This window comes from Vibrio sp. NH-7 (assembly GCF_053643215.1).
The window spans coordinates 2,005,046-2,023,608 of the sequence record NZ_CM132187.1 but is presented as its reverse complement, the minus strand read 5'-3'; the positions used below and the strand labels follow the sequence as shown (position 1 = coordinate 2,023,608).

At 45.8% G+C, this 18,563-nt stretch carries 18 protein-coding genes; 16 read left to right on the top strand and 2 right to left on the bottom strand.

Annotated elements, in window-relative coordinates:
* Positions 1-73: 73 nt before the first annotated feature.
* Positions 74-3,073: a ribonuclease E gene (gene rne, locus ACUALS_RS09275; protein ID WP_454448236.1), complete on the bottom strand. Its 3,000-nt coding sequence runs from the start codon at positions 3,071-3,073 to the stop codon at positions 74-76.
* A gap of 572 nt (positions 3,074-3,645) precedes the next feature.
* On the opposite strand from rne, the gene rluC reads away from it, so the two are divergent.
* Positions 3,646-4,590: a 23S rRNA pseudouridine(955/2504/2580) synthase RluC gene (rluC, locus tag ACUALS_RS09270; RefSeq protein WP_454448235.1), complete on the top strand. Its 945-nt coding sequence runs from the start codon at positions 3,646-3,648 to the stop codon at positions 4,588-4,590.
* A 60-nt stretch (positions 4,591-4,650) separates the two neighbouring features.
* Here the strand turns inward: rluC and ACUALS_RS09265 are convergent, their stop codons facing one another.
* Positions 4,651-5,232 carry a Maf family protein gene (locus tag ACUALS_RS09265; RefSeq protein WP_334475396.1) on the bottom strand — a complete coding sequence of 194 codons (582 nt, stop codon included), beginning with the start codon at positions 5,230-5,232 and terminating at the stop codon, positions 4,651-4,653.
* A gap of 148 nt (positions 5,233-5,380) precedes the next feature.
* On the opposite strand from ACUALS_RS09265, the gene yceD reads away from it, so the two are divergent.
* The 15 genes from yceD to ACUALS_RS09190 all read left to right on the top strand — a co-directional run bounded on the left by yceD (position 5,381) and on the right by ACUALS_RS09190 (position 18,555).
* Positions 5,381-5,908, top strand: a complete 528-nt coding sequence (yceD, locus tag ACUALS_RS09260) for a 23S rRNA accumulation protein YceD (protein WP_038134092.1) — start codon at positions 5,381-5,383, stop codon at positions 5,906-5,908.
* Positions 5,909-5,938: 30 nt separating this feature from the next.
* Positions 5,939-6,109: a 50S ribosomal protein L32 gene (rpmF, locus tag ACUALS_RS09255; RefSeq protein WP_004414666.1), complete on the top strand. Its 171-nt coding sequence runs from the start codon at positions 5,939-5,941 to the stop codon at positions 6,107-6,109.
* A 10-nt stretch (positions 6,110-6,119) separates the two neighbouring features.
* A complete protein-coding gene (plsX, locus tag ACUALS_RS09250; RefSeq protein ID WP_334475395.1) occupies positions 6,120-7,145 on the top strand; it encodes a phosphate acyltransferase PlsX in 1,026 nt (341 codons plus the stop codon).
* 6 nt (positions 7,146-7,151) lie between these two features.
* The gene (locus ACUALS_RS09245) at positions 7,152-8,132 is read left to right on the top strand and encodes a beta-ketoacyl-ACP synthase III (protein WP_038134099.1); all 981 of its coding nucleotides are present in this window, start codon (positions 7,152-7,154) and stop codon (positions 8,130-8,132) included.
* Positions 8,133-8,213: 81 nt separating this feature from the next.
* On the top strand, positions 8,214-9,137 hold the full coding sequence (fabD, locus tag ACUALS_RS09240) for an ACP S-malonyltransferase (RefSeq protein ID WP_038134102.1): 924 nt from the start codon (positions 8,214-8,216) through the stop codon (positions 9,135-9,137).
* 27 nt (positions 9,138-9,164) lie between these two features.
* A complete protein-coding gene (gene fabG, locus ACUALS_RS09235) occupies positions 9,165-9,899 on the top strand; it encodes a 3-oxoacyl-ACP reductase FabG (RefSeq protein ID WP_038134689.1) in 735 nt (244 codons plus the stop codon).
* Between the two features lie 306 nt (positions 9,900-10,205).
* Complete coding sequence (gene acpP / locus ACUALS_RS09230; RefSeq protein WP_004406112.1) at positions 10,206-10,439, top strand: acyl carrier protein; 234 nt, start codon at positions 10,206-10,208, stop codon at positions 10,437-10,439.
* Between the two features lie 90 nt (positions 10,440-10,529).
* Entirely contained in the window at positions 10,530-11,771 is a 1,242-nt protein-coding gene (fabF, locus tag ACUALS_RS09225) for a beta-ketoacyl-ACP synthase II (RefSeq protein ID WP_038134104.1), read from the top strand.
* A 101-nt stretch (positions 11,772-11,872) separates the two neighbouring features.
* The gene (pabC, locus tag ACUALS_RS09220; RefSeq protein ID WP_454448234.1) at positions 11,873-12,676 is read left to right on the top strand and encodes an aminodeoxychorismate lyase; all 804 of its coding nucleotides are present in this window, start codon (positions 11,873-11,875) and stop codon (positions 12,674-12,676) included.
* Positions 12,673-13,689: an endolytic transglycosylase MltG gene (mltG, locus tag ACUALS_RS09215; protein WP_454448233.1), complete on the top strand. Its 1,017-nt coding sequence runs from the start codon at positions 12,673-12,675 to the stop codon at positions 13,687-13,689. The genes pabC and mltG overlap by 4 nt, the downstream gene beginning before the upstream one ends.
* On the top strand, positions 13,686-14,318 hold the full coding sequence (gene tmk, locus ACUALS_RS09210; RefSeq protein ID WP_454448232.1) for a dTMP kinase: 633 nt from the start codon (positions 13,686-13,688) through the stop codon (positions 14,316-14,318). The genes mltG and tmk overlap by 4 nt, the downstream gene beginning before the upstream one ends.
* Positions 14,318-15,280, top strand: a complete 963-nt coding sequence (gene holB / locus ACUALS_RS09205) for a DNA polymerase III subunit delta' (protein ID WP_454448231.1) — start codon at positions 14,318-14,320, stop codon at positions 15,278-15,280. Before tmk ends, holB begins: the two co-directional genes overlap by 1 nt.
* The gene (locus ACUALS_RS09200; RefSeq protein WP_454448230.1) at positions 15,271-16,038 is read left to right on the top strand and encodes a TatD family hydrolase; all 768 of its coding nucleotides are present in this window, start codon (positions 15,271-15,273) and stop codon (positions 16,036-16,038) included. The genes holB and ACUALS_RS09200 overlap by 10 nt, the downstream gene beginning before the upstream one ends.
* Positions 16,039-16,484: 446 nt before the next feature.
* Positions 16,485-17,915 carry a PTS glucose transporter subunit IIBC gene (gene ptsG / locus ACUALS_RS09195; RefSeq protein WP_038191494.1) on the top strand — a complete coding sequence of 477 codons (1,431 nt, stop codon included), beginning with the start codon at positions 16,485-16,487 and terminating at the stop codon, positions 17,913-17,915.
* 217 nt (positions 17,916-18,132) lie between these two features.
* Complete coding sequence (locus ACUALS_RS09190; RefSeq protein ID WP_038213626.1) at positions 18,133-18,555, top strand: hypothetical protein; 423 nt, start codon at positions 18,133-18,135, stop codon at positions 18,553-18,555.
* The last annotated feature ends 8 nt before the right edge of the window (positions 18,556-18,563 follow it).

The following is an 18,563-nucleotide window of genomic DNA, read 5'->3' as shown; positions in this document are numbered from 1 at the left end:
GATGATTTTTACACACAAAAAAACAGCTCCTAGATTGGAGCTGTTTCATTTGAGTACTTGTTCGGGTACTTAATTAGTAGCTTTGTGGCTTAGCCATCGCTGCGCCCGCTTGGTTACGAGCAACTTGGCTTCCGGCACCTTTCGACTGGTAACGTTCAGTGCGTAGAGGCGCTGCGTTAACAGTGATCTCTTTTAGCTCTGATGTTCCTGGTGCTTTTGCCATTGGCGCAGAAGCGTGTCCTTTGAATGCTGGAACGACGATTTCAGTCTCTTCCTTAGCAACCTGATGCTCTTCAACCTCTGCTTCTTGCTCTTTAACTGGAGCTTCAGCTTGTTCAGAGTTCACAGTTGCCACTGCTTCAGCAATCACTTCGACGGTTTCTTCAACCTGCTCTAGAGCAATATTCACCGCTTCGTTCTCAACAGGCGTTTCAACGACAGGTACTTCAACCACTGGCGCCTCAACACTTGGTTGTTCTACGATTGGCGCAACTTCTACTTCAACTACAGGTTGTTCACGACGCAGAATCACTTTACCCATCGCCATTTCAGGGCAAGCAAAACCGCCAAGTGCCACTTGAGTGTCTTCAGTAGCGTGTTGTTTCTTCGGTTTGCGTGTCGGCTTCGTGATGCCATAGCTTGGCATAACTTTACCCATTGCCATTTCTGGAGACGCAACCCCACCTTTACGTAGACGGAATGGGTTAGGGCGACGATCGCGACCGCGACGACGACGTTGACCGCTTGCACGTAGGTGACGCGGAGAACGACGGTTACGACGTTGTTTCGGCTGTTGCTCTTCTTCCGAAGCCACTGCTTCTACCGCTTGCTCGACAGTTTCGGCGACTGTTTCCGCCTGCACCTGTTTCACGTCTTCGACTGCTTCTGCTTGCGCTTTCTGCTGGTCTTTAACGCGAACTTGCTTATTCAGCTTACGACGTTGACGACGCTCTTTAACTTTAGCCGTTTTTTCTTCTGCACGGTTTGGCTTTTCAGCTTGCTGTGCTTCAGATGCGAGTTTTAGACCTTCTTCAGCAACTTTGGTGTTTGTCTTCACTTCGTCACGCTTGTTACGGCGATCTTGCTTAGGCTTACGGTTCTGTTGCTTGCGGTCGTTAGTCTGTTTGTTATCGCTTGTCGCTTCATCACGTGATTGAGGCTTACGCTTGTTATCACGTTTATCTTCGCGATTGTCTTTACGGTTTTCGTTACGGTTGTCGCGAGAATTACGGCGACGGTTATCGTTACGATTTCGACGGTTGCGATTGTTGCGTTGGCCGTCCTTCTTATCCGATTTTGCCTGTTTCTCTTCAACCTTTTCCTCTTCAGCACCCGAGCCAAATAGGAAACTACCTAGCGCTTTGAAGAAGCGGCTTACTAAACCAGGTTTCGATTCTTCAGCAACAGCAGGTTTGCTTTCTTTTGCTTTAGGCGTTGGTTTAGGCGGTGTTGGCGCAGATTGAGCCGGAGATGCGAAGCCTTTAAGAACCGGTTCTTCCAGTTTCTTTGGTTTTGCGTCTACTTCTGACACTTCACGACCTTCAGCTTCTTTCATTGCTTCCAGTTTCTTAGGAAGTAGGTAAGACAGCAGATCGAACTCTTCACCTTCACGAACACGGATTACGTCGAAGTGAGGCGTTTCCATCTCTGAGTTTGGAACAACCGTGATCTTAACTTCTTGTGTACGTTCGATGTGGTTCACTGAACGACGCTTTTCATTGAGAAGGTAAGAAGCGATTGGAACAGGCACTACAGCCAAAACTTGCGCAGTATTGTCTTTCAATGCCTCTTCTTCGATTAAACGAAGAACAGAAAGCGCTAATGATTCGTTATCACGAACCACACCAGTACCTGTACAGCGAGGACAGATATGGTGACTTGCTTCCGCAAGAGAAGGGCTTAGACGTTGGCGCGACATTTCAAGCAAGCCAAAGCGAGAAATACGGCCAATTTGTACGCGTGCACGATCCATACGAACAGCGTCACGCAGACGGTTTTCAACTTCACGTTGGTGGCGAACTGGCGTCATATCGATAAAGTCGATAACAACTAGACCACCTAAGTCACGAAGACGTAGCTGACGAGCAATTTCATCGGCTGCTTCAAGGTTTGTGTTTAAAGCCGTTTCTTCGATATCACCACCCTTTGTTGCGCGAGCGGAGTTGATATCAATAGAAGTCAGTGCTTCTGTTGGGTCGATAACGATTGAACCACCAGAAGGCAGGCGAACTTCACGTTGGAACGCAGATTCGATTTGGCTTTCGATTTGGTAGTGGCTAAAGAGTGGTACCTCACCGTCGTATTTCTTAACACGGTTCACGAAGTCTGGGCGAACAAGGCGGATGTGCTCAAGTGCGCGCTCGTAAATTGTGTTGCTATCGATAAGGATCTCACCGATATCACGACGTAGGTAGTCTCGGATAGCACGAACAATGACGTTACTTTCTTGGTGAATCAAGAAAGGCGCTGCATTTGAGTCTGATGCTTGCTTGATCGCACCCCAATGGTTAAGGAGTACATTCAAATCCCACTCTAGCTCTTCCGCACTCTTGCCTACGCCAGCAGTACGTACGATTAGACCCATGCCTTGAGGCAGTTCTAGAGTACTTAATGCAGCTTTCAGCTGTGTGCGCTCATCACCTTCGATACGACGAGAAATACCGCCAGCTCGAGGGTTGTTAGGCATAAGAACAAGGTAGCTACCCGCAAGAGAAATAAACGTTGTAAGTGCAGCGCCTTTGCTGCCACGTTCTTCTTTTTCGACTTGCACGATCACTTCTTGGCCTTCGGTTAGCACTTCTTTAATGCTAGGGCGGCCTTGATATGTGTATCCTTCAGGGAAGTATTCGCGGGCAATTTCTTTAAGAGGGAGGAAACCGTGTCTTTCTGCACCGTAGTCAACGAAGGCTGCTTCTAGACTTGGTTCGATGCGGGTGATACGTCCTTTGTAGATATTCGCTTTTTTCGATTCATGACCTGGACTTTCGATATCTAGATCGAAAAGTCGCTGGCCATCAACCAAAGCGACACGCAACTCTTCTTTTTGAGTTGCGTTGATTAACATTCTTTTCATTGATAAATCTCGTTGTCATTTTTTTGTTTTTCTTGTTGCCGTTTTTCTCTTTCACGGTGCCTGATCCCATGGCTTATTACGTTGCAGCCTCCCGGCTGGAGGGATGCTCTGGGGCACTTCAGCCTCACAAGCTATTTCATCGCTTGTGAGCCGCATAGTTGGCGGTAAATACTCAACGTGAATGAGTTATGAGTAGGGCAACAAGATTTGCTAGTTTCGAAAATGTCTTACGCCGTGTGCGGCATTTTGGTAAATTAGCGAGCTACTCATTTAACTTGCTTTAAAATGATTGGGTTTGATTAAAATGCAACCGAATCCTTTATTGCAGGTGTGAACTATAGCAGTACCCAATAAACTCAGCAATCTGCTTTATAATAAAACGCTAAAAAAGCTGTTTTTATTTTTCATAAGTATCTGTTTTGGAAGCGCTAACAGCCAGTTTTTTGAAAATTGTAATTAAATTGGTGGATTTTTATTCGGAGTAGAATTTGAACTCATTCTTATCGAGTGAAATTCCAGTTTGTTGCGAAGAAAATGTGAAATCACGCAACTTTGAGTGATAGAATAACCGCATGAGCGAAATAAGAACAAAAGTCCAGTTTGTCGATATTGACGACGACATGGCAGGTCAGCGTATTGATAATTTCTTACGCAACCAATTGAAAAGTATCCCTAAAAGCATGGTTTATCGAATCTTGCGTAAGGGAGAAGTGCGTGTAAACAAAAAACGCGTCAAAGCAGAATATAAGCTTCAAGCTGGGGATTTAGTCCGTATTCCACCAGTAACGATGGAAGAAAAAACCGACGAAATTGCCCCGAGCACCAAGCTAAACAAGGTTGCAGAACTAGAGCATATGATTATTTATGAAGACGATCATATGCTCATATTGAATAAACCATCGGGAACGGCGGTGCATGGCGGCAGCGGGCTTAAGTTTGGTGCCATTGAAGCTCTGCGCGCGTTACGCCCTCAAGCGCGTTTTCTTGAATTAGTGCATCGTATTGACCGTGATACTTCAGGTATTTTGTTGGTGGCTAAAAAGCGTTCTGCTCTGCGCCATTTGCAAGCGCAGTTCAGAGAGAAAACGGTGAAGAAGTTTTACTTTGCTTTGGTCATGGGGCAATGGAAGAGCAGCTGTAAGGTTGTTAACGCGCCTCTGTTAAAAAATGAAGTAAACAGCATTGTCCGCGTTAACCCAAATGGCAAAGCGTCGGAAACTCGATTTAAAATCATCGAGAAGTTTGCGGACGCAACGCTTGTTCAAGCGAGTCCAATTACGGGCCGCACACACCAAATCCGAGTGCATACTCAATATACGGGTCATCCGATCGCTTGGGACGATCGCTATGGTGACAGACGTTTCGATGCCTACACGGGTAAGGTGGGGTTGGATCGTTTGTTCCTACACGCGGCCAATATCAAGTTCCAACATCCGTCCAACGATGAATGGATGGAAGTCAACGCACCTATGGAAACGAAGCTTGAACGAGTGTTGGCAGGACTGCGAAAACTTTAGACAAAGCAATTAGCTCGATTCATCAAGGGCTGACGTAAGGCGTCAGCCCTTTTCTTTACCCTAGAGTATGCTTACCCCTTGCTGCTCTAGCATATCGATCAGGTCTATTATAGGTAAACCGACTAAGGTGTTGGGATCTTTACCCTCAAGTCTTTCAAAAAGCGCAATACCTAAGCCCTCACTTTTAAAGCTGCCTGCGCAGTTAAAAGGTTCTTCTTTATCAACATAGCTTTCTATTTGGTGTTGAGAGAGGGAACGGAAATGGACGGTAAACGTATCGACCAGAGCCACCGTTTCACCCGAAACACTGTTATAAACGGCAAGCCCAGTAAAAAACTGTATAGACTTCCCGCTTTGTTGAGTTAATTGCTCGATAGCCTTTTCACGAGTATGAGGCTTACCGATAATTTTTCCATCGATAACGCAGACTTGATCGCTGCCAATAACCAAACTTGCTTGTGGTGTTTGACAGGAGTTTGCTTTGCCTATGGCTAAGCGTTTGACGAGCTCAAAAGGTGTTTCGTTATCTAACGGCGTTTCATCGAAATCAGGGCTAGCTGTAACAAATGGAACTGCAAGTTTATTGAGCAGTTGGGCGCGATACGGCGAGGTAGAGGCTAAAACTAGTTGGTAATTTGGCATTTTAATTTACAATCTAACAGCGGGTTAGTGTGAGCTTAATCGATATTATGGTTGTGATACTAGCTCTCTCGCTGGAAAGGAAAAAAAGTCCACTTTTTTGCCCTTTTTCTTTGACTATAAACGATTTGGAAGATAGAATTCGCGCCCTATGCAAAAGGTAAAAATACCGCGTACGATTGATCCAATGCGCGCTGCCCAGAAGCGACTAGATGTTGAAGGTATTATTCAAATTAGTCTCTTTAAGCGCTTAGTGGAGTCGGTCGAAGGCGTTAAACGCGACGCCGAAGTGTCACTGTCATTTGACTTAGATGAGCAGCGACTCGTTGTTATCTCTGGTAAAGCTAACATCGTAGTCGACTTAGAGTGTCAGCGCTGTAATGAGGTTTTCGCACATGAGTGCGATGTCCAATTCACCTATACACCGTATCGCGGTGAAAGGACTGAAGAGGAAGCACCGGAAGAGTACGATTTGGTAGATCTGAACGAGTACGGTGAATTAGACCTAATACAGTTAGTTGAAGACGAGTTCATTCTAAACTTGCCTCAAATTGCAATGCACGACGAAGCGGACTGTAGCGTTGATTCAGATAATATGGTGTTTGGCGAAATTCCAGAAGAAATTGTGGAAGAGAAAAAACCGAATCCATTTGACGTTTTAAAAAGCTTAAAGAAGTAATTCTTTAATACTTACATAGGAGTAGGGTCAATGGCCGTACAAAAGAGCAAGAAATCACGTTCAATGCGTGGTATGCGTCGTTCACACGATGCCCTAACTACAGCTGCACTTTCTGTAGACGCAACTTCAGGTGAAACTCACCTACGCCACAACGTAACTGCTGAAGGTTACTACCGTGGTAAAAAGGTTATCAACAAGTAAGGTTGAACCTTTGCCTAATATAACCGTTGCACTTGATGCAATGGGCGGGGATTTCGGTCCTCGCGTTACAGTGCCTGCCGCCGTGCAGGCACTGTCGCATTTCCCAGAGCTAAAAGTGATCCTACTAGGTGATCAAACTTCGATCACCACTCAATTATCTTCTCTTGGTTATCAGCCAGATTCTCGCTTGAGCATTCAACACTGTGACCGAGTGATCTCCAACTCAGAGAAACCTTCTCTTGCGCTAAGAAATAGCAACGGCACTTCCATGGGCATGGCAATTGATGCGGTCGCTCAAGGCGATGCGGATGCCTGTGTTAGCGGAGGAAACACTGGTGCTTTAATGGCGTTATCACGTTTTCGCTTAAAGCTCTTGCCTGGAATCGAGCGACCAGCCCTGATTTCGGCTTTGCCAACCGCTTCTGGTAGCAAAACCTGGATGTTAGATCTAGGGGCGAACGTTTCTAGTGATGCCGATTCGCTCTTCCAATTTGCGGTAATGGGTAGTGCGTTGGCGGAACAATACCTACAACGACCACCCCGTGTAGCGATCCTTAACATTGGTGCTGAAGAAATAAAAGGCAACGATCTTGTCAAGCGCTGTGCTGAGATGCTCTCTGCTACGCAGTCGGTCAATTTTGTTGGCTACATTGAAGGTAATCAATTGTTGCATGACGCCGCAGATGTCGTTGTGTGTGACGGCTTTGTGGGGAATGTATGTTTAAAAGCTTGCGAAGGTACAGCCCAGCTTTTTATAGATAAGTTGAAATCGAGCATGATGTCCTCATCTATAAAGGGTTGGATTGCAAGAAAATTATTTTCCAGCTTATTTAATGAGCTAAAAACACTGAACCCCGACCAGTATAACGGTGCAAGTTTGCTAGGATTGCGCGGCATTGTCATAAAAAGCCACGGAAGCGCTGACGTTAGCGCCGTCATCAATGCAATTGGTGAGGCGTTGCACGAGGTCAAACGACAAGTACCCAGCCGTATTAGCGATCGTTTGGAAGCGGTTTTACTCGAGAGGCATTATTAGGTCTTCATGTATAGCAAAATTTTAGGTACTGGCAGCTACCTGCCATCTCAGGTGCGTTCAAACGCAGACTTAGAGAAAATGGTAGATACCACTGACGAGTGGATTGTCACTCGCACAGGTATTAGTGAACGTCGTATCGCGGCAGAAAATGAAACTGTTGCAGACATGGGCTACCAAGCGGCGAAGAATGCTATCGAGATGGCAGGTATCGACAAAGACGATATCGATATGATTCTTGTAGCGACCACAAGTGGCTCACACGCTTTCCCATCAGCGGCATGTCAGGTACAAGCGCTGCTTGGTATTAAGCATTGTCCTGCCTTTGATATGGCTGCGGCATGTTCAGGGTTTATCTACGCGCTTTCTGTTGCTGACCAATACATCAAAACCGGTCATTGTAAAAACATCTTGGTAATTGGTGCTGACGCATTGTCTAAGACATGTGATCCTAACGACCGCTCTACGATCATCCTCTTTGGTGATGCTGCGGGGGCTGTTGTGGTTGGTGCTAGTGAAGAACCAGGTATTCTGTCTACGACGATCAACGCTGATGGCCGTTTCGGTGAACTACTTAGCCTTAAGTTTGCAGACCGTCATGAGAAAGTGCCTAGCGAGTCAGAACACAGTGAAGACATTAACAGCTGGCTGCATATGGCTGGTAACGAAGTATTCAAAGTGGCTGTGACTCAGCTTTCGCGTTTGGTAAAAGAAACGCTAAAAGAAAATGGCATGGATAAATCTGAACTAGATTGGTTAGTGCCACATCAAGCCAACCTACGTATTATTTCAGCGACCGCCAAGAAACTTGCGATGTCCATGGATCAAGTCGTCGTGACATTAGACCGTCACGGCAACACATCAGCGGCGACCGTTCCTACTGCGCTCGATGAAGCAGTGCGCGATGGTCGTATTCAGCGCGGTCAAACTCTACTGCTAGAAGCATTTGGCGGTGGTTTTACTTGGGGCTCGGCGCTCGTTAAGTTCTAAATAGAATTCAAAATTAAGATGCCTTTGAGGGCATCTTTTCTTTCTTCTTTGATTTAAAGAATCCAGTTTAAGGAAAATAAAATGAGTAAGTTTGCTATCGTTTTTCCAGGTCAAGGCTCACAAACTGTGGGTATGCTTGCTGAACTTGGTGAACAACATGACGTGGTAAAACAGACTTTTGCTGAAGCGTCAGAAGCACTGGGCTACGATCTATGGGCTCTTGTTCAAAATGGCCCTGCAGAAGATTTAAATCAAACTCACCGCACTCAACCTGCTTTGCTTGCGTCTTCTGTTGCGATTTGGCGCGTATGGCAAGAGCAAGGTCTTGAGCAACCAGCAAACCTTGCAGGCCACAGCCTTGGTGAATACTCTGCATTGGTATGTGCTGGTGTTATCGACTTTAAAGAAGCGATCAAACTTGTTCAGCTTCGTGGTCAGTTGATGCAAGAAGCGGTACCTGCGGGTACTGGCGCGATGTATGCAATTATCGGCCTTGATGACGAATCAATCGCTAAAGCGTGTGAAGAAGCGGCGCAAGGTGAGGTTGTTTCTCCAGTAAACTTCAACTCTCCAGGTCAGGTTGTTATCGCTGGTAGCAAAGATGCAGTAGAGCGCGCTGGTGCGCTATGTAAAGAAGCGGGCGCTAAGCGTGCACTTCCTCTTCCTGTATCTGTGCCTTCTCACTGTGCGCTAATGAAGCCAGCAGCTGACAAACTAGCGGTAGCACTAGAAGAGCTAGAATTTAATGCTCCTCAGCTTCCAGTCATCAACAATGTCGACGTTGCTGCTGAAACAGATCCTGCAAAAATTAAAGATGCGCTTGTACGTCAGCTATACAGCCCAGTTCGTTGGACTGAGAGCGTACAGCTAATGAGCGAGCAAGGCGTAGAGAAACTACTGGAGCTTGGCCCTGGTAAAGTTCTAACTGGCCTAACAAAACGAATTGTTAAGACACTAAGTGGCGCTGCAGTAAACGATGCTGCATCTTTAGACGCTGCTAAGTAATTTAAGCACAAAGGAATAACGAACATGATGAACCTAGAAGGCAAAGTTGCTCTAGTTACTGGTGCAAGCCGTGGTATTGGTCGTGCAATCGCTGAACTGCTTGTTGAGCGTGGCGCAACAGTAATTGGCACAGCAACGTCTGAAGGCGGCGCGGCGGCAATCAGTGAGTACCTAGGCGAGAACGGCAAAGGCCTGGCGCTTAACGTAACTAACGTAGAGTCTATCGAAGCAACACTTAAGACGATCAACGATGAGTTTGGTGCGATTGATATCCTAGTTAATAACGCAGGTATCACACGTGACAACCTACTTATGCGTATGAAAGACTCTGAGTGGGATGACATCATCGATACTAACCTGACGCCAATCTTCCGTATGTCTAAAGCGGTTCTGCGTGGCATGATGAAGAAGCGTGCTGGCCGTATCATCAACGTAGGTTCTGTTGTTGGTACTATGGGTAATGCAGGTCAGGCTAACTATGCAGCTGCGAAAGCGGGTGTTATTGGTTTCACTAAATCTATGGCACGTGAAGTGGCTTCTCGCGGCGTGACTGTGAACACGGTTGCCCCAGGCTTTATCGAAACAGATATGACCAAAGCGCTGAATGACGATCAACGTGCGGCGACATTATCTGCTGTACCGGCAGGTCGTTTAGGTGACCCACGTGAAATTGCGTCTGCGGTTGTATTCTTAGCTTCACCAGAAGCGGCTTACATCACAGGCGAAACTTTGCATGTAAATGGCGGCATGTACATGGTTTAATTGATACATTACGCAGAGAAAGTGAACTTTTTAGCGAAAGAGTACTCAAAATTCTGCATAATTTGTCAATTAACCTAAAATGTCATCATTCAAGTTAGGGAATGTCACTAAAATAGCCTATATTTGGTGACAACTGGCATGAACATGCGCAACATTTGTGCATGATTTAAGTCAAAAATGTATTGAATTTCGGTTAAATTCGCTAAAATTGTGGTTTGACCAGCAAGGTCCCCCTTGCAACTTTCAGTAGTTCGAATAAACTACGGAATCATCGCATTGAGCGAAATCTGTAAAGGAAAAGAAAAAATGAGCAACATCGAAGAACGCGTAAAGAAAATCATTGTTGAACAGCTAGGTGTAGACGAAGCTGAAGTTAAAAACGAAGCTTCATTCGTTGACGACCTAGGTGCTGATTCTCTAGACACTGTTGAACTAGTAATGGCTCTAGAAGAAGAATTCGATACTGAGATTCCAGACGAAGAAGCTGAGAAAATCACTACTGTTCAAGCTGCAATCGACTACGTAAACAGCGCTCAGTAATATCTCCCCCAGGCGGCCTTCTGGCCGCCTGTGTTCTTTTTAACCCTTCTATCCTTCCATAGAATCATTTCATTTCCGGAGAATAATATCGTGTCCAAGCGTCGTGTTGTTGTCACTGGCATGGGTATGTTGTCACCGGTAGGCAACACCGTAGAATCATCTTGGAAAGCCCTGCTTGCTGGTCAAAGTGGTATCGTAAATATCGAGCATTTTGACGCCGAAAACTTCTCTACTCGTTTTGCGGGTCTGGTAAAAGACTTTGACTGTACCGAGTACATGTCTAAGAAAGATGCACGTAAAATGGATTTATTTATCCAATACGGTATCGCAGCGGGTATTCAAGCTCTAGATGACTCTGGTTTACAAATTAACGAAGAAAATGCACCTCGTGTAGGTGTCGCTATCGGCTCTGGCATTGGTGGTCTTGACTTGATTGAAACTGGTCACACAGCACTAGTTGAAAAAGGCCCACGTAAAGTTAGCCCATTCTTCGTTCCATCAACCATCGTTAACATGGTTGCAGGTAACTTATCTATTATGCGTGGTCTTCGCGGTCCTAATATCGCGATCTCGACGGCGTGTACTACTGGTCTTCACAACATCGGTCATGCGGCGCGTATGATTGCCTACGGCGACGCTGATGCAATGGTTGCAGGCGGTGCTGAGAAAGCATCGACTCCGCTTGGTATGGCAGGTTTTGGCGCAGCTAAAGCGTTGTCGACTCGTAACGATGAGCCACAAAAAGCGTCTCGTCCTTGGGATAAAGACCGTGACGGTTTTGTTCTAGGTGACGGTGCGGGCATGATGGTTCTAGAAGAGTACGAACATGCGAAAGCACGTGGCGCGAAAATCTACGCTGAGCTGGTTGGCTTCGGTATGTCGGGCGATGCTTACCACATGACTTCTCCATCTGAAGATGGATCAGGTGGCGCTCTAGCGATGGAAGCAGCAATGCGTGACGCGGGTATCGTAGGCACTCAGGTTGGCTATGTAAACGCACATGGCACTTCTACACCAGCTGGTGATGTCGCAGAAATCAAAGGTGTGAAGCGTGCTCTGGGTGAAGAAGGTGCTAAACAAGTTAAGGTTTCTTCGACTAAGTCTATGACGGGTCACCTGCTTGGTGCGGCGGGTTCAGTAGAAGCTATCATTACGGTGATGTCTCTTGTTGACCAAATCGTCCCTCCGACGATCAACCTTGACAATCCAGAAGAAGGTCTTGATATCGACCTTGTACCACACACGGCAAAAGAAGTATCAATGGATTATGCGATCTGTAACTCATTTGGTTTCGGTGGTACTAACGGTTCTCTAGTATTCAAAAAAATCTAAAGAACGGTTTCAACTCTGTTAAATAAAACGGCTTAGTGCTTTGGCATTAAGCCGTTTTGTTATTTAATAATCGTTTAAATCTTCACAGACGTAGGAATGACATGTATTTGCTCAATGGAGAGTTGCAGGATTGTGTCGCGCTGACAGATCGCTCGTTTCAATATGGTGATGGTTGTTTTACCACCATGTTGACCCGACATGGGCAGGTGCAGCATTGGCACAGGCATATTGCAAGAATGGACGCGTGTTTGAAGCTACTTGGCATCGAATCTCCTGATTGGAGGCAGATCGAATGTTGGCTCAAGCAAATGGCAAATACCGAAGAGAAAGCCGGTCTCAAACTGCATATCAGCCGAGGAGAAGGCGGGCGCGGATATAGCCCTACTCAAGTGACCTCATCAAATGTTACCATTAGCGCTTTTCCATTTCCGTCTCACTATGAACAATGGTGTCAAGATGGCGTTGTGTTGGGTGTCTGTCGCAAGCGATTAGGGATTAACCCAATGTTGGCAGGACACAAACATAACAACCGTCTTGAGCAAATATTATTAAAAGCGGATGTCGAGCAGCAAGGCTACGTCGATGGTATTGCGTTGGATTGCAATGACAAGGTTGTGGAAACCACTATGGCTAACTTGTTTTGGTTGAAGGGTGAGGTGTTATATACGCCTAGTCTTTCGAATGCGGGTGTCGATGGTGTTATGCGTCGCGTGGTGTTGGACGTAGTGTCTAAGCTTGGAGTCTCTGTTAAGGAGGCGGACTACGTGATGGAAGATCTGTTGGCGGCTGATGAGGTTTTTGTCACTAACTCCATTTTGGGTGTGGCGCCTGTCTCTGCAATCGAAAAGCAGACGTTTTTAATTGGAAAACTTACAAGAACTATTCAGGAGAAGGCCCTGTCGTGATTAAAAAAATCACTATTTTTTTACTGTTGGTCGCGCTTGCTGCGGCGGCAGGTTATGGCTATGTCACTAAACAAGTTGAGCAGTATATCGCTCAGCCTCTCAATATCGAACAAGAGCAAATCTTTACTCTCAAGTCAGGAACCGGTTTCAACCGTGTGTTATCTAAGTTAACTGAAAAGGGAATCATAGCAGGGAGTGATTTCTCCAAACTTGTTCGCCGTTTTCACCCTGATCTAACTCAGTTAAAAGCGGGAACCTATTTACTTGAACCCAATACTACCTTAGCTCAGACTCTTGAATTACTTAAGTCTGGCAAAGAACACCAATTTGCAATTACTTTTGTTGAAGGTTCAACGTTTAAGGAGTGGCGCCAAGCACTCGAAACAGCTGAGTACTTAGAGCATGAAATGTCGGGCTTAAGTGAAGCAGAGATCGCTCAAAAACTTGGCCTTGAACATGATAAATTAGAAGGGTTAATGCTTGCAGAAACGTATCACTATACGTTTGGCACCTCGGATCTCGATATCTTGAAGCGTGCTTCCTCTAAACTGCAGGCTATTCTTGATGAACAATGGCAACAAAGACAAGAGGACTTACCGTTAAAGACGCCTTATGAAGCGTTAATCCTTGCGTCTATCATTGAAAAAGAGACAGCAGTAGAAGAAGAGCGAGAGCGTGTTGCTTCTGTCTTTATTAACCGCCTCAATAAGCGTATGCGTTTGCAGACTGATCCTACCGTTATTTACGGGATGGGCGATAAGTATGACGGCAATATTCGCAAAAAAGATCTTCGTACACCGACACCATACAATACATACACAATTTTTGGCTTACCACCGACACCGATTGCGATGCCGGGAGAAGCCTCTATTGCAGCGGCACTCAATCCAGAGGCGAGCAACTATCTCTATTTTGTTGCCAGTGGTAAAGGTGGCCACGTGTTCTCGAAATCATTGGCAGAACACAACCGTGCTGTACGAGCCTATTTAAAACAATTAAGAAGTAACCAATGAGCCAAGCTAAATTTATCGTTATCGAAGGCCTAGAAGGCGCGGGTAAAAGCACTGCCATTAATGCAGTGATGGAGACTCTAAAGCAAGCGGGCGTTGAACGTATCAAAAACACTCGCGAACCTGGTGGAACCGTGTTAGCTGAGAAACTGCGCACTCTCGTCAAGCAAGAGCACGACGGTGAGATATTGCAAGATATGACTGAGCTGCTGCTTATGTATGCCGCTCGCGTTCAATTGGTCGAGAATGTTATCAAGCCTGCATTAGAGTCGGGTACTTGGGTTGTGGGCGACCGTCACGATATGTCCTCTCAGGCGTATCAAGGGGGAGGACGTCAGATTGCCAAAGAGACAATGGTGTCTTTAAAGCAGACAACGCTTGGTGACTTTAAACCCGATTTGACCATCTATCTCGATCTTGACCCACGAGTTGGGCTTGAACGAGCGCGCGGACGTGGAGAGTTGGATCGTATCGAGAAAATGGACATGAGTTTCTTTGATCGAACACGCGATCGATACCTTGAAATGGCAAATGCAGACGAGAGTGTCATGGTAGTCAATGCTGAGCAAACCATCGATAAGGTGGCAGCGGATATAAAAATCGCATTACGTTCTTGGATGGATACACTGTAATGACGACGCTTTACCCTTGGTTATCTGAGCTTTGGCAAGAGTGGCAGGCCAGTTTGCAAAATGGTCGTTTTTCCAACGCAGCGATGTTGACCGCAAAACCAGGCTTGGGTGCTGAACAGATTGTTGAACACTTTAGCCGTGCTGTGATGTGCAGCAATTATGACCATGAGGCATGCGGTTTTTGTCATAGCTGTCAGCTTATGCAGTCTGGTAGTCATCCTGACTATCACATTGTCCAACCAGAAAAAGAAGGCAAAGCCATTTCAGTCGATCAAATTCGCCAGTGTAATAGACAAGCACAAGAATCGTCTCAATTAGGCGGTCTTCGCTTATTTGTGATTGAGCCAGCAGATTCGATGAATGAATCTGCTGCTAATGCGTTGTTGAAAACTCTTGAAGAACCTTCCGGAAGTTGTATGTTCCTGCTGGTTACCCACCGCACTAATGGCTTGTTGCCCACTATCACGAGTCGCTGTCAGCAATGGCAAGTCACTCCTCCTAACTCTGAGATGGTGACTCAGTGGATCTCAGAGCAGACCAGCCGCTCTGTACCTGAATACGCGGCGCACTTAAATAGCAATGCGCCACTAAACACACTACAGTTTGTAGAGCAGGATAAAGAGCAAGATTACCTCAAAGTCGAGCAGAGCTTCATTCAGGTTGTTGAACTGTCGGGTGACAGCTTATCTTTGGCGAAAGCGTTGGCAAACAACCCTCATGAGACCTTGCTTTGGTTGTGGTATTTACTCACTGATGCTCAAAAAGTCCATTTTTCTGTCAACATGCCGTTTTTTGTCCCTGGGGCAAAACGGCTGTCTGAGCTAGTTAGCTACGATATTCTTTATCAGCAGACAAAGGCATTAAGTGCTCTCATCGACCAGTTGCGTCAGCATTCAGGGCTCAACAGTGAGCTGCTCATTTTGGATTGGTTATTTAGATTTAACGGGGAAACATGTTCGTAGACTCACACTGCCATTTAGATAAGCTTGACTATCAAGATCTCCACACCGGTATTGCTGATGTGGTCGCTAGAGCGAAAGCGGCAAACGTTACAGAGCTTCTTTCAGTAGGGGTAACGTTAGACTCTTTTCCAAAGATGTTGGAAATGATAGAACCTTTTGACAACGTTTATGCTTCTTGTGGTGTCCACCCACTCGACGTAGAAAGCGATTTTGCGTTGGACCGATTGCATGACTACGCTGCTCACTCGCGTGTTGTTGCTATCGGTGAAACTGGTTTGGATTACCACTATCAGCCAGAAACTGCAGACTTACAAAAACTGCGATTTGAGCAGCAGGTTGAACTTGGGGTAAAACTGAATAAGCCACTCATCATTCACACGCGCAACGCTAGGCAAGATACACTCGATATATTGCGTAATGGTGGCGCTGAGAAGTGTGGTGGGGTCATCCACTGCTTCACTGAAGATCTTGCGTTTGCTGAAGCTGCGATGGACTTAGGTTTTTACATTTCGATTTCGGGTATCGTTACCTTTCGACAGGCAACAGAGCTGAAAGAGGTCGTCAAAGCGCTGCCTTTAGAGCGACTTCTTATCGAAACTGATTCTCCGTATCTGGCTCCTGTCCCGCATCGAGGAAAACAGAACCAACCGGCGTATGTCGTCGAGGTTGCTTCCTACATTGCGCAGCTGAAAGGCCTTTCTCTTGGTGAAGTTGGAGAAAAAACCAGCGAAAACTTTAGAAATCTTTTTTTGAGATAGAAAATGAAAGTTGATTAAAAAAGGAGCGGGAGCTCCTTTTTTTTGTAATTTAGATCACACGCAAGCGTTTGGCTGGTTTTGTTTACTAATTTTGTTGAACTTGAGAGCTGAAAATATCACTTTTGTAAATTTGTTACATAAAATAACAATGCTGCCTATTTTATTTACTCGGTGAAATTAATCGTATTTACAAAATAGTTATTTAAAAACAAATGTTTACCATGCTTGTAAAGCATTTCAGTATGCGGTTTTTATTGTGATCTATCTATTAGTTTGAAACTTAATTTCGTAACCCGCTAGTAAGACTGTTAACCCTCAATATATATTTAGAGGCAGAAAATATAGTGACATAAGTGGTTACATTTTTTCTGGGTGCTAACATTTAAGGCTACGGGGGTGTGCCGTTAGAGCCCAATAAATCTTATAAACTTTTCAGGAGCATAAACATGTTTAAGAACCTTTTTGCTAACCTGCAAAAAGTTGGTAAAGCTCTGATGCTACCAGTATCAGTATTACCAGTTGCAGGTATTTTACTAGGTGTGGGTGCTGCCGACCTAAGCTTCATTCCAGATATCGTTTCTAACCTAATGGAACAAGCGGGTGGCTCAGTATTTGGCCAAATGGCACTTCTATTTGCTGTTGGTGTAGCACTTGGCTTTACTAACAACGACGGTGTAGCAGGTCTTGCTGCAATCGTTGGTTACGGCATCATGACGGCAACACTTGGTGTTATGGCTGGCATCATGGGTGTTGAGAAAATCGACACAGGTGTACTAGGTGGTATTCTTGTCGGTGGTGTGGCTGCTTGGGCATTCAACCGTTTCTTCAAAATTCAACTTCCAGAATACCTTGGCTTCTTCGCTGGTAAGCGTGCTGTGCCAATCATCACTGGTTTCACAGCGATCGGTCTTGGTATCGTACTGTCTGTTGTATGGCCTCCAATCGGTGGTGCGATTGCATCATTCTCTGACTGGGCTGCTCACCAAAACCCACAAGTTGCGTTTGGTATCTACGGTATCGTTGAGCGTTCACTAATCCCATTCGGTCTACACCACGTATGGAACGTACCATTCTTCTTCGAAGCAGGTACTTGTGTTAACGCTGCAGGCGAAACTCAAAACGGCGTACTAACTTGTTACCTAGTTGCTGATGAAGCATCTCGTGCTGCGGGCAACGGCTTCGGTCAGCTAGCAGGTGGTTACATGTTCAAGATGTTCGGTCTACCAGCTGCTGCTATCGCTATCGCTCACTCTGCTAAACCAGAGAACCGCGCGAAAGTAATGGGTATCATGGCGTCTGCTGCACTGACTTCATTCCTAACCGGTATCACTGAGCCAATCGAATTCTCATTCCTATTCGTAGCTCCTGTACTATACGGTATCCACGCTCTACTAGCAGGTTCTGCATACGTAGTGGCTAACACTCTAGGTTTTGTACACGGTACTTCATTCTCACACGGTCTAATCGACTTCCTAGTTCTTTCTGGTAACGCACAGAAGATGGGTCTGATGATTGCTGTAGGTGTTGTGTACGCTGCAATCTACTACGTAGTGTTCCGTGCGGTAATTAAAGCGATGGACCTTAAAACTCCAGGTCGTGAAGACGAATCTGAAGAAGCATCTGTTGCAACAGGTTCTGACTTAGCAGGTGAGTTGGTTGCTGCATTTGGCGGTAAAGCAAACATCACTGGTCTAGACGCATGTATCACTCGTCTACGTGTTGCAGTAGCTGACACAGCTGCCGTTGACCAAGACAAGCTAAAACAACTAGGCGCTGCGGGTGTTGTTGTTGTTGCGGGTGGTGTTCAGGCTATCTTCGGTACTAAGTCTGACAACCTGAAAACTGAAATGGATGAGTGGATCCGTAACCACGGTTAATTCCCACCTACTCATCTAAATTGCGAAAAGGAGGCTTAGGCCTCCTTTTTTTGTTTGTACTAAAGTCAGAGACTCCGCGACGTATGTTTTGGTTTGTTACAAATCGCTGCTCTTGTAGGCGGCATCTTTGCGGCGCATTAACTTTTGTCTGACACTAAGGAGGCCTGATACAGGATAATTGTACGCTGTTTTATATTGTCTAAGATATGGGGTTTGTATGAACAAAGCGCTCTTTTCAGGTGCACTAGGGACACTACTTTTCGCTGTTTCTTTTTCTTCTAGTGCTGATGAACCACAAAAAACAGACTTGTCGGTAGGGATGGCATTGGACCAAGACCTGAGTGTTGTGGTTGAAATCGATAACCAGTATCGTTTTACCATTGGTAACGATGGCGGTGCTTTTGATTACATCATATCGCGTGGCGAGTTTGATCAAAGTATGCCCGTATCATGGTACGTTGGCGTAGGCGGTTGGAGCGAGTGGGAAGGTAAGGAGTTCGGCGCTCGATTACCACTTGGCTTAAAGTGGGACATCAGTAAAGGTTGGAACATGTATGGCCAAATCCACCCAGAGTTGGACTTGTATTCAGGCGCGAAGCTACAAGTTGGTGGCGCACTGGGCATTAAGTACTCGTTTTAAGTTGGCTG